The sequence below is a fragment of the Pseudomonas sp. FG43 genome (genome assembly GCF_057809175.1).
This window is the reverse complement of sequence record NZ_JBMDJL010000018.1, coordinates 63,746-76,387: the sequence shown is the minus strand read 5'-3', so window position 1 is coordinate 76,387 and position 12,642 is coordinate 63,746. Positions and strand designations below refer to the sequence as shown.

At 56.8% G+C, this 12,642-nt stretch carries 10 protein-coding genes; 7 read left to right on the top strand and 3 right to left on the bottom strand.

Translation table 11 applies throughout. The annotated features are described in order from the left end of the window. Positions 1 to 53: 53 nt before the first annotated feature. From ACODS3_RS19815 to ACODS3_RS19790, 6 genes are all read left to right on the top strand, one after another. Entirely contained in the window at positions 54 to 992 is a 939-nt protein-coding gene (locus ACODS3_RS19815; protein ID WP_201017161.1) for a hypothetical protein, read from the top strand. Positions 993 to 1,010: 18 nt separating this feature from the next. After that, positions 1,011 to 2,303: a hypothetical protein gene (locus ACODS3_RS19810; protein WP_489035873.1), complete on the top strand. Its 1,293-nt coding sequence runs from the start codon at positions 1,011 to 1,013 to the stop codon at positions 2,301 to 2,303. Between the two features lie 3 nt (positions 2,304 to 2,306). Continuing rightward, positions 2,307 to 4,118: a hypothetical protein gene (locus tag ACODS3_RS19805; protein ID WP_489035871.1), complete on the top strand. Its 1,812-nt coding sequence runs from the start codon at positions 2,307 to 2,309 to the stop codon at positions 4,116 to 4,118. A gap of 29 nt (positions 4,119 to 4,147) precedes the next feature. After that, positions 4,148 to 5,209, top strand: coding sequence for a hypothetical protein (locus ACODS3_RS19800; RefSeq protein WP_489035869.1), 1,062 nt, complete (start codon positions 4,148 to 4,150; stop codon positions 5,207 to 5,209). 689 nt (positions 5,210 to 5,898) lie between these two features. After that, a complete protein-coding gene (locus ACODS3_RS19795) occupies positions 5,899 to 6,411 on the top strand; it encodes a hypothetical protein (protein WP_489035867.1) in 513 nt (170 codons plus the stop codon). A 161-nt stretch (positions 6,412 to 6,572) separates the two neighbouring features. Further along, positions 6,573 to 8,744, top strand: coding sequence for a TonB-dependent receptor family protein (locus ACODS3_RS19790; protein ID WP_489035865.1), 2,172 nt, complete (start codon positions 6,573 to 6,575; stop codon positions 8,742 to 8,744). A 48-nt stretch (positions 8,745 to 8,792) separates the two neighbouring features. On the opposite strand, the gene ACODS3_RS19785 is transcribed toward ACODS3_RS19790, so the two are convergent. Further along, entirely contained in the window at positions 8,793 to 9,341 is a 549-nt protein-coding gene (locus ACODS3_RS19785) for a cupin domain-containing protein (protein WP_201000722.1), read from the bottom strand. A 117-nt stretch (positions 9,342 to 9,458) separates the two neighbouring features. Beyond that, positions 9,459 to 10,211: a gamma-glutamyl-gamma-aminobutyrate hydrolase family protein gene (locus ACODS3_RS19780; protein ID WP_489035863.1), complete on the bottom strand. Its 753-nt coding sequence runs from the start codon at positions 10,209 to 10,211 to the stop codon at positions 9,459 to 9,461. 125 nt (positions 10,212 to 10,336) lie between these two features. Between ACODS3_RS19780 and ACODS3_RS19775 the strand changes: the two genes are divergently transcribed. After that, entirely contained in the window at positions 10,337 to 11,206 is an 870-nt protein-coding gene (locus ACODS3_RS19775) for a LysR family transcriptional regulator (RefSeq protein WP_201017167.1), read from the top strand. Positions 11,207 to 11,327: 121 nt separating this feature from the next. On the opposite strand, the gene ACODS3_RS19770 is transcribed toward ACODS3_RS19775, so the two are convergent. Then, entirely contained in the window at positions 11,328 to 12,605 is a 1,278-nt protein-coding gene (locus ACODS3_RS19770) for a sensor histidine kinase (protein WP_201017168.1), read from the bottom strand. Between the last annotated feature and the right edge of the window lie 37 nt (positions 12,606 to 12,642).

The following is a 12,642-nucleotide window of genomic DNA, read 5'->3' as shown; positions in this document are numbered from 1 at the left end:
CGGCAGGAAAGCGGGTGGCTGAAAGGCCATCCGCGCTTGCAAAGGAGTGTCGTATGAAGTCCAGCATTTTGATTCGGCTGTTCATGTTGTCGAGCCTGCTGTTTTGCAACACCCTGTTTGCGCAGGACGGCGGCGATGTCTACTTCAGCATGGGTGTCCATAACACTTCGGGCTGCACCGAAAAGAATGGCAATTGCATTGCCAAGAGGAATCCGGGCGACCCAAGCGATCCGTTTTTCCCCGCGTACTGGGTCAGCAACTGGACGATGTACCGGGTGACCACCGACAGCTACAAGACCAACCCGCCGCCTTACAGCAACCCACCCGCCACCTTGAAAACCAGTGACTACAGCGTTTCCAAGGGCACCAGCTATTACGACACGACCTATATTCCGGCCGATGGCGATGGCTACGGCGCAATGATGGAGCACTACGAGAAATACTGCCTGCCGATCTTCCCGATCAAGGACAACAACTACACGTGCAGCTTCGTGTCGCTGGGCAACAAGGCGTACTTCCTGACTTACGAGCAGGACCGCCCCAAAGGCATGCCCGCCTGCTGCATGTTCTCGCCCATGAACCACCCGCCGCGCCAGGACTTCATCCAGCATTTGCCCTATAGCGCCGAGCGCAGCAAGAACCTCAACGCCAGCGTGCAAGCGTATGCCCTTGATGTGCCGGGGCCGGACGGTCCGATCCTGTTCGGTTATTCATTCTTCAAGGCCGCCACCAGCAGCCAGAAAGGGCAACCACCTTACCGGCTTCCTCAATCCTTCTTCTTTTCGGGCGATGTCTCCACCGCCAATGCCCCTATCGTCAGCCAGAACTACACCAACTTCCGCATAGCCAAACCGGACCCGGCCACTACCTGGGCACAGGTGGCGAAGATGTGCCCGGCAAACCCCGAGCCCTGCCAGTTGTTCAATCCGCCGACCACACTGAGCAATGGCAAAAAGGCGCAGTGGAACAACCTGATGCCCAACAAGCCCTGACAGACAAGGACGCATGCCATGAATAACCGATATCGTCTTGCCCTGGCGCTGCTGGGCAGTGTCAGCCTGCCTGCGCTAGCTCTCGAACAGCCAATGCCGGATGTGTCTGTGACGAGTCTCAACTGCCAGCTTCCCGGCAGCGCTCCAGCCGCCAAAAGCGGCCAGGACCTGTTCGATCTGTACAGCTGGCAGATGTTCATCGCCCTGAACTGGCCCGTAACGGATGGTCAGCGCGGAACCCCCGATTGCAACAAGAAACCCGGAGATGCGGGTTACACCGTCTGGCAGAGCTACAAGAACGTCAGTGAAATATTCCCGGCGGACGGCAGTAATCCAGGCCCCTGGAATACTCCGTTGACCGGCAGAAATCTGGGCATGATCAATATTTCGGCCCTGAAAAACACCGGCGTACTCCAGGCGGTCGATCAGGCCGTGGGCGGCTGGCTGATCGATCAACGCGGTAACCCGACCTACTACGACATCTCGGCCAACGAGGTTTCGTACAACTACATCGTGGACAACAACTTCTACAACGCTAATGTCGTGTCCAAAGCCAGCAACATTTCATTCCCCAACGAAGTCATCGAGGTCAAGTCGAGCTGGCGTATCCTCACACCCGCCGACAACGCCAGTCGTTACCTGACGATTCATTCGCAGGTCGATCTGTTCGATGATCAGGGCAAACCCACCGGTGCTGTTGCAGATGCCTATCTGGGTCTGGTGGGCCTGCACATCATCACCAAGGTGCAAGGCTATCCACAGTGGATCTGGTCCACTTTCGAGCAGATCGACAACGTGCCACCCAAGAAGGAGTCGGGAGGCCAATGGATCGACAACCCGGCACCCGGCATCAACTACTCCTACTTCAACCCCCACGCCGATCCTGCCAGCCTCAATCAGTCCCCGTGCGACTGGCAGACGCAAGACAACAAGATGGTGTGCGTGCCCAAGGCAGGCACCACCTTCCAGACCCCGAACCCGCTGAACCGGGTGACGCCGATTGCTCTCTCCACCGAACTGATCAACAAGGGGTTCCAGCTCAATCCCGGCCTGCAGCAAAGCGCTCTGAAGTACTACCAGCTCGTCACGACCCAGCGTCCGTTCAACCCGAACAACCCCGGTAATCCGTTGGGCCAGCCGACCCCGGCACTTTCGGCCAACGTCACGATGGAAAGCTATATCCAGGCCAACAGCAGTTGCATGGCTTGCCATTCCATGGCGACACCGGTCGGCAGCCCTTACAAGGCCGATTTTTCCTACATGTTCAAATTTGCACAGCCCGCCACCCAAGGCCCCAAGGACGAGAAATAGACCATGAGCATTCTTAATGGACCACGAGTGAACTTCTGGGGTGGCATCAGCACGGATGTGAGCGTGCCGAACAATTCAGCAACTGTGCCTCAGAACGATACAAAAGGATTCAAGCTATTTGATCCGGCGACCTCGACTATTGCCCCAGAGGCACAGTCCTACACCGATGAGCAATTGAACGAAAAGATCAATGCGCCCTCCAGTACTGCGCCAGCCAGCGGTTACACCCAAGGTGGCTGGAATCACTATGGCCAGCATCTCGTCGAACTGGATACGCAGATCAGTTCACAGGGCAATCCGGGAGCGATCAGCAAGCAAGGCGACCTGGTGGGGCAACCCGTCTATCTGCTCGGTTCACTGGACCCGGCAACCGGCCAACGCAGCTCCTCAGGTCCGATGATGGTAGATCTGGACCCGACCTCAGTGGTGACTACCCAGATATTTGTCGGCGGTCTTCAGATCGGCAACATCGGCGATGTCCAGTTGCTGATCAACTGCGATACCGTGTGCAGCAGCCTGGATGTGAAACAGCGAATACTGGGGCCTGAGACCATGGATGCTCCAGGATCCTTTGCCCTCAGCGGCACATTCCAGTTGACCTTCCCGCTGGACAGCATCGTCAGTTACAACCAGCAGAGCGAAATCCTGCAATCGATCATCAAGGCTCCCGGAGCAACCGGTATCGTCCTGCGCTTCGTCATGTTCGAGATGTGTCCGACCCTGACCACAAAACAACTGAATGCCGATTATGCAGCCAGGAAATACACACCCAATCCAAGCATTGGCAGGGTTATCGGCACATTGGCACCGGCCTTTGCCGACGAGCCTGTCATCTGCCCAGCGGGCCGGCTGCTCGTCAACCAGAACACAGGAGGTACCGGTTTTGCAGACCTGAGCGACAACGGGTTATTGAGCATCGATATGGTGAACCTCATTCCTGAGGAGACGTTCAGGTCCGACCGTACTGCCATTACCAGTCCCATCGGACCCAATGCCGATTACGGTCCTGTCAACTTCTGCGCGGGTACTACAACCCTCACGACTCTGACTCCGGACAATGAGTACCTGCAGAATTATTACCTGTACGGCGGTATCGTGGATTTGCCGCTTGATGCAGGCACAGTACAGCAGGTCAAGACCCAGCCATTGACCATCACGGCTCCAGACGAGGTCATGAACTATAGACTTGATCCACCTGCAAAGACGTCTCTACAAATCGCCGAGTCGCCCTACAGACTCTACACCGACCAGCGAAATATCTATCTGGAAGACCATCCTGACGGCCTGACGATTCCATTGCAGGTCAGGTATCTGGGTGGGCCTGTTCCTTCCGACACCTCTATTAAAATAGCCATTGGCACAAGCCTCGATTGCCTGAACTATCCGTCATCGGTTTCCGTACCCGCCAATCAACATTCGGTCAATATCGATATCAGCCTGAAAAACGGGACCGAAGCGTTGGCGGGCTTTCCCAAGCTGACGTACACCCTTGCGGATAACAGTCCATACTTCAGCGCCTTCCGCAAATACTCCCAGACAGACTTCGGAATCCCTGAAGGCAGCATCATCACCTGGGATCAGGTGTACCCCAACGTGCTGCGCTATCACTATCTGGCGTTCCCTGCCATGTCGCGCTACGTACCGCTCAATCAGCCAGATGCGGTCATGGGCGCCAAGAATGCCATCCTTGCGCGCACCTCGGACAAGTACAAAGGCACCACTCTTTATATGCCGGTCGTGCGTTCGATGTCGCCCAGCCAGCGCGCACTGCTCAGCGCCTACCTGACAGGTACGCCATGGCAGCCGCAGCAATGAGTGCCCCACCCATGGCTATGGAGAGCTTCATGACTGTTCCCATTGAAATTCCCGCTCACCCCGTTGAGCGTCTGTGTGCCAGCACCTTCATTGCAGAAGGTTTGCTGAACCCGCGTGGGTTGTGTGTACGACCCGACGGCAGCCTGCTGCTGATCGAAGCCGGATCGGGCTTGCCCGATGCGACTTTCAGTGGCTGTATCAGCGTGCTGCGCCCGGACCCGAAAAATCCAGAGGCTTACCTGCCTGCCGAAACACTGGCGCAAGGTTTTCGCGCCATGAACATGCAGCCTCGCATGCTGCGGGACGAGATCATGGGCGTCTCGGACATCGCCTTGGGTGACGGGCGCTGCCTGGTCAGCCAGACCGACTATGTGCAGGGCTCGAAGATCCTGGATATCCAGTACTCGCCGCCCGAGCCGGTATTTCACAGCCAGGGCAACCTGAATTCCCTGTGCTATCACCCGGCTCGTCATAGCTGGCTGGCGGTCAAGCCTGATACCAACCAACTGGTGGAATTCAGTCAGGGCAATGAAGGTGAGCGCATCCTGGCTCAGTTGCCTGATCTGGCTCAAGGACAGGAAGCGGTGCCCGTCACACTGGTCTATGAGCCTGCGACCGGTGCGGTCCTGATCAGTCTGTTCTCCGGGGAGTTGCGCAGCGATCCTGCCAGACAGGGTATCGATTTTGTCGACCGGGCCGGCCAGGTGATACGAGTCTGGCCGGACACCGGCAAGATCGAACTGCTGATCAGCGGGCTGCAATTGCCCACCGGCCTGGCAATACGCCCGGATGGCAGCGTTCTGGTGCTGGAACTGTGCGACCGGCTGCTACAACCCTTGCGCCCCGACTGGGCCGGCGAACCCTTGCATGGTGGTTTCGAGCGCTTCAGCGGCAGGCTATTGAGCTGCGACCTGCAAAGCCGAGAGGTTGTCGTTCTTGCAACAGGGCTGGATACCCCCTCCAACCTGTGCCTTGTGGAAAATGCCGTAATCGTCAGCGAAGGCATGGGACTCACCGGACGTCTACTTCCCGGCCGGGAAAATACAGTGGTGACGCTGACCGGGAGGTTACGGCGAGTGCATGTATTGTAGAAACCTAAGTATTCTCTGATCAAGTTCAGCACAGCGCCATCTGCTGTGCTGAAATAGTCCACCACTCCCGCCAAAATCAGCAGCCAGTCCCATGAATCAGGTGAGCTTTTCCGACTTCGAGTACTCTGGCAAACGCAAGCAGACCCGTCGCGAGCGCTTTCTGGCCGAGATGGAGCAAGTCGTTACCTGAAGCAGATGGGCTGAAAGCACGCTCATTAAGACGTGAAAAGGTCGAATCTGCCCACGATGGTCCGGTGATGCTCCTGATTATTAGCTTCTGAGCGGCAAAAGCTAACTTGACCGGAGGTTCCTTGACTTCCAGAAAGCCCTCCGTGCAATACGGGAAGGTCGTACCTGCCTCACCCCAGAAGATATTTGCAATCCCCCCTTACTGACCGAGAGCGCTAGAAAGACCAATATGCTGCGATGACCATTGACTTTTCAGGCCATAAAAATGCACTTTAGTCGACTCACGCATCAAAAGGCATTATCGACATGGAACAACCTTCAGAACCTATAATTGTCGGCACAGAGTTCAAATCCCCGTATCAATGGGCAGCGAAGATCGCACCAAAAGACCTACTGATACCCTATAAAAATGCATTATTATGGCTTGAGGGCATGGCCTTCAACTCCATTGAGGATCTAGAAGAAAAAATAAAGGAGGTAATGTATTACCAAGAACATGGATGCATGCCCTACGAGACAACTCCAGCGCCTTTTACCACAAGCAACAACAACAACAACAACAACAACAACAACAACAACAACTTCTTCTTCCCCCAAAGCTCTTCATCAGTCACAGACACAACGGAATGGAACACCGTAAAAGCCTCCTCCCGCAAAAAACCGTCCCCAAGCCTAAAATCACAGATGATGAATTGGCAACCCGAATAATGCACCAAGCACATAACATATTCAAAAATGGCTGGCACTACGCTGGGCCAACATTAAGGATTAGCGACGTTTACGAGCATTTTGAAAAACACAAAACAAGCTATAACTCCAACACCTTAAAAAACAAAATAAGACTTGAGATGATAAAAAACACATACACAATAAAAGCTGGCTACCACTATGAAGTTGGCAGCAGCCTCGGAAAAGGCAACGGCTTCAACATAAAAATCAAAAAAACACTCAAAGACCCGTCAAAGCAAGCAGAAGAAAAAGCTTTCGCGCAGGTACATATAACCTGGGAGTAGCTCCATGGTGAGACTCATGAATAACTCCCTCAGTCGTAGCTGCATATCAATATTTTGCCTAAATGGATTATTACAACGAATGCAGCAAGTGACGCCATCCCTCTGTCCGGCATCGAATACCTATTCTGCGGCACAGCGGTCGTTCTCAAGGAACAAGGCATATGCACTTGCAACACACTCCACCTTTCCCCCTATCTCGTCTGAGCACTGCGAAACTGCTGGGCCTCAGCGCCGCCCTCGCCTGCGTCAATATCGCTCACGCCCAGAGCAGTGATGAAAACACCGTCAATCTGTCGAATATCGAGGTTTCTGCCGGTACGGTCAGTGCCGCCGAGGTATCGCGGGAGGAAGTGAAGAAGGTGCCGGGTGCCACCAATGTCGTGGACCTGAATGACGTCGAGCAAGGCCGGGTAGCCAACAATGAAGATGTCTTCAAATATCAGGCCGGTATCTACGCCAAGGCGGCCAACAGCGAAGGCGCGAAAATTTCCATTCGCGGCTCGGGCATCAACCGGGCGCCGGGCGCACATGCTTCAGGGCTGTTTGAAATGCTCGATGGCCTGCCGCTTACCGGTCCAGGCGGGACGCCTTATGAACTGAAGGAGCCTCTGTGGCTGAGCCATGTGGACGTGCGTCGTGGCGCCAACGGCTTCGATCAGGGCTCACTGGCCCTGGGCGGCTCGATCAATTACCTCACCCGTACCGGCTATGACGTCCCCAAACTGCAACTGCGCTATGAAGCTGGCAGCCATGGCTATACCAAGCGGCAGATCAGCTCCGGGCAGGTGCTGGGGGATCTTGATTACTACGTCAGCCTGACCGACTCGAACTATGACGGTTTTCAGGATCAAAGCGCCGGTGGCAGCAAAGGCATTGCCGCCAACGTCGGCTACCGCTTCAACCCGAATATCGAGACCCGTTTCTACTTCCGCTATCGGGAAACCGACAACGATACGCCGGGCAGGCTCACTAAAGACCAGATCCGTCACGATCCGCGGGCGGCCAACACTCTCAATGTGGCCCGCGACTCCAAACGTCTGCAGCCGGGCAGCACCTGGCTGGCCAACAAGACCACGTTCTATCTGGATGACAATTCCAGAGTGGAAGCCGGTCTGGTCTATCACGACTACCCCATGGACCTGCGCGAAGGCACCAACCGGCTCAAGGTTGCCTACACCGATATCAGCGGCACACTGAACTATATCCGTCAGGACCAACTGGCCGGTCATCAGAGCATCACCACCATCGGCCTGCGTACTACCAAGGGTTTGCCGAATAATGGCGCTTCCGAATACGTCCGTATTCCCACCGGCAACACCGCCGGTTTTGCCGTCGGCACCAAGACCCGGGATTACAGTTACCTGGGCTCCGACACGGCCCTGCACCTGAGCAACGACCTGGAACTGGTCCCCGACCTGTGGCTGACCACCGGCATCGCCGCCATCTATACCCGCCGCGAGACAGAAGTCACCTATCCCGAGGTCAACGACCCGGTCAGCACCCATGACTGGGATTACGCCGCCCGCCTCGGCCTGCGCTACGACTTCACCCCGCAATTGCAGGTGTACGGCAACCTCAGCCGTTCGGTCGAGCCGCCTCATGCGTGGTCGATGATCTGGGGCTCGAACAAGTTCTTCCCGGCCGGAAGCGGAGCCGCCACCGGTCTGCAACGTGCAGGTGTCGAGCTTGAGAACCAGACTGCCACCACTCTGGAGCTGGGCGGACGTGGTGAAAACGGCTTGGGTCGCTGGGATCTGGCCTGGTACTACTCACAGGTACGCCACGAACTGCTGAGCATCGAAACCCAGGCAGCGACCCAGACCACTTCGCAGATCATTGCGGAATCCAATGCCAGCCCGACGATTCATCAAGGGGTCGAGGCCAGCCTGGACAGCCCGCTGTGGCAAGGCGGCGCGGCAGGCAAGCTGGCATTGCGTCAAGCCTATACCTATAGCGATTTCCACTACCGCGATGATGATCGTTTCGGTGACAACCAGTTGGCTGGCATTCCCAAGCACTATTATCAGGCCGAATTGCGCTACAGCCATCCCACCGGTTTCTATATCGGGCTGAACACCGAGCATGCATCAAAGATTGCCGTGGATTACGCCAATTCATATTACGCAGACCAATACACGCTGCTGGGTGCAACGCTGGGTTATGCCTCGCCCAAGGATGACTGGCAGACCTGGCTGGACTTGCGCAACCTGACCAACAAACGTTACGCCAGCACCGTGACGCCGGGTTATGACGACCGAGGGCAGGATGTGGCCCGTTCGACACCGGGCGATGGCATGGGCGTCTATGCCGGGGTTTCCTGGAGCCTGCGCTGAGATGACTGCACCCCCATCGACTTGCCCTGTGCAAGCGATGGGGACGGGTCAGAAGTTTGCAGGCGTGTTGGCGCTGATGATCTCGGCCTCGTCCTGGCCGATGTTGCGAAAGCGATGGGGCAAGGTAGAGGGGAAATAGTAGCCATCGCCAGCGTTGAGGATATTGGTCTGGCCGTTGATGGTCAGCTCGACCGTCCCGCGCGTGACCAACCCGCACTCCTCGCCTTCGGCGTGCACGATAGGCTCGTCACCGGAACTGGCGCCCGGCGCGTATTGCTCGCGCAGAAAGCGCATCTGCCGGCTCGGCAAGGTCGCTCCGACCAGAAGCAGGCGTAACCCGTTGCGCCCCAGATCAGGCTGGTCATTGGCCCGGAACACATACTGGTCCTGCCCCGGCGGCTGATCGAAGGTGAAGAAATCCGCCAGAGTCATGGGAATACCCTCAAGCAGTTTCTTGAGGGAACTGACTGAAGGGCTTACCCGGTTCTGCTCGATCAGAGAGATCGTGGCATTGGTCACACCGCTGCGCCTGGCCAGCTCGCGCTGAGACAACTTGTAGCTTTCGCGTACCAGCTTGAGTCGTGCTCCTGTGTCCATAGCCGCCTTACATGAGAAATATTCGGTGAATTAGGCGCGGTTGATGGCAGACACCACAACCCCACAAAAGCCGCGTATTAAATCACGTTTGTCAGCGTACAGAACATGTCCTGACTCTTACTGGCTGCGGCGTTGCGCATAAACCTGACAGGCTTCGCGAAATGCCTCGAACAGACGCAACGACACCGGATTATCCAGGAACTGCCATTCAGGGTGCCACTGCACACCCAGCACGAACCCGGGCGCTGTCGGCAGGGAAACCGCTTCGACCAGACCGTCCGGCGCCAGAGCCTCGGCGCGCAAATCAGCCGCCAGCCGGTCGATGCCCTGGCTGTGCAGGCTGTTGACTTCAAAGCCTGGAGCCAGCCCAAGAGCGTCGAGTACACCACCGGGCTGCACCTGAACCCCATGCTGCGGGGCATATTGCTCTTCCAGCAGCTCACTTTTCGGCTCGCGATGGTCCATGTAACCCGGCAGTTCATGGACACGCTGATGCAGGCTGCCGCCCAAGGCCACGTTCAGTTCCTGAAAACCCCGGCAGATACAGAAAACCGGGACGCCTTGCGCAATGGCCTGCCTGAGCAATGGCAAGGTGTTGTGATCCCGAAATACATCATGCTGGGTGCCTTCGGCGCTGGGAGGCCCCTGATAGTGGCGTGGCTCGACATTGGAGGGCGAGCCGGTAAACAGCAGGCCATCCAGATGGGCCAGTAATTGCGCAGGATCGCTGGGCGTTGCCAGCACCGGCAAGACCACAGGAATACCGGCAAATGCAGCGGCCTCGACGTATTTGTCACCCGCCGTATGGGAGGAATATTTGCCCAACTGCTGACGGCAGGCAGTAACGCCAATCATTGGAGAGTTCGACATGATTCAACCTCTTTGACGATGCACGCGCAGGGCCTGTAAAGCCACTATCGCGCAGAATGGCTACGAGTCTAAGATAGTCATTACCGCAATTGGCATGGGCATTCTGGCAATGGAAGTATGCAGCGATGCAATATGAGATCAGTCACGCCGACCTGTCACTGGTGCTGGCATTGGTGCGCGGACGCACACTGGCACGTGCCGCAGAGCTGCTGCATGTCGATATCTCCACAGTATTCCGCTCCATCAGACGGCTCGAAGCGGCATTGGGTACGGCACTGTTCGAGAAAAACCGTCGTGGCTATATCCCCACCGACACGGCACAGGCCATGTCCGAACAGGCTGAACGCGCAGAGCTGGCCCTCAATGCTGCCCGCGTGGCCCTGCAACAAGGGGAAAACGTGGTCAGCGGCACAGTACGCCTGACCTGCACCGACGCCGTATTGCATAGCCTGTTGCTACCCGCCCTCGCCCGCTTCATGCCGTCCTACCCGGCGTTGACCCTGGAACTGGCGACCTCCAACACATTCGCCAACCTCAGCCGCCGCGATGCGGACATCGCCCTGCGCCTGACCAATACCCCGCCCGAGCATCTGATAGGCCGACAACTGGGCAGCGCCCACTATGTCATTTGCGGCCATTCTGACTATCGCGAGCCACTGCAAGACTCACCGGCTTGCGTGCCGTGGATCAGCCCCGACGACTCAATGCCGGACCACACCTCAGTGATCTGGCGCAGGCAGGCATTCCCTGCCGTCGTACCTCGCTATCGATGCAGCAGCATGTCAGCCGTCTCACAACTGGTGGCCGCCGGGCTTGGCGTGGCAGCCATGCCCGACTTCACCGCCCGCAGCCTGCCAGACACCGAAGTGCTGAGCCCTCCCCTGGAAGGCTGCAGCACCGACCTGTGGTTACTGACACGCCCCGACTGCAGGGCATTACGCTCGGTTCAGGTGCTGCTTGACGAACTGACGCCGCTGCTGCGCAGCGCGATTTAAGCTTCAAGCTGTAAGCCTCAAGCCTCAAGCCTCAAGCCTCAAGCCTCAAGCCTCAAGCTTTTGACTTATAGCTTATAGCTTGTAGCTTGTAGCTTGTAGCTTGTAGCTTGTAGCTTTCAGCTTACCCCCCTCCCTCCAACCGTACTTCAAACCGGCAGCCATTAGGCTCCCGGCTGGTCAGCAGTACTTGCCACTGCTGGTTGGCGCAGATGCGTTGTACCAGTGAAAGCCCCAGCCCCAGTCCATCGCCGCGCTGTTCATCCCCTCTGATAAAGGGTTGAAACATCTCTTGCTGCTTCTCGGCGGGAATTCCGATGCCGCTGTCTTCCACCACAAAGCTGTCCGCCTTCAGGGTCAGGCGAATGAAGCCCTGATCGGTGTAGTGCCAGGCATTGCGCAGCAGGTTGCCCATGACCGAGTGCAGGAGTGTCGCGTTATACAGCGTGTCCGAGGGTTCCTGGGGTTCATGGATCAGCTCCAGACCTTTTTGCCTGATAGGTTCTCCCCAGAGCTCGACCAGTTCATTGGCCACCATCGACAGTGTCGAACGCGGTCCCTGGTTGGGTTGATTGCTTTCGGCACGGGCCAGCAGCAGAAAGGTTTCCACCAGTTGTTGCATGGCTGCACTGGCCCTGGCAATGCGCACAACCTGTGAATGGGAGCGCTTGTCGAGGCTCGGGTTTTCCAGCAGCAGCTCACTGGAACTGATGAGGATCATCAAGGGAGTGCGCAGTTCATGGCTGACGTCACTGGTAAACAGCTTCTCGCGCCCCAACGCCGCACGTAACTGGCCCATGGTCTTGTCGAATGCCACGGCCAGGGTGCCCACTTCGTCCTTGGCATATTCCGGGGCCAATGCAGGCGCCTGCCCCATGAACTGCTCTCGCTGACGAACCTGGCGGGATAGCCGTATAACCGGCGCGATTACACGATGTGCCAACAAACGTCCCAATAGAATGGCCAGCAGCACACTCAACACAAAGCTGATGAAAACCACGACCAGCAGAATTCGCTCACGCTTGATGGAGCTATGCAGGTCGCGCAATAAAACGTATTTGCGACCACTCACCGACTCGACCATGGCGTAATAAGGACGGTTCTCCCGGGTCAGCTCATGAAAACCTTCGTCAAGTGCCTCAAGAGACGGCGTCATCGCCAGATCACCCGCTCCGCCCTGAACATAGAACAGCGAACGCTTATAAGGCCGATGCTGCCAGTCATCTGCGTCCTCCATCATCAATAGCCGATGAAGTTCACTGCCAAGGGTGATGATGGACAGCCGCTTCTCGACAACATGGACTGTAACAACAACACCTGCTGCAAATACGCCAGCAATCAAGGCGCTCATCACTGCAAAAACCGTGACGATGCGTTGCTTCAGGCTGTGTTTGTTTTCCATGGACTTTCCGACAACAGGACAATGCTCGACGACCCGA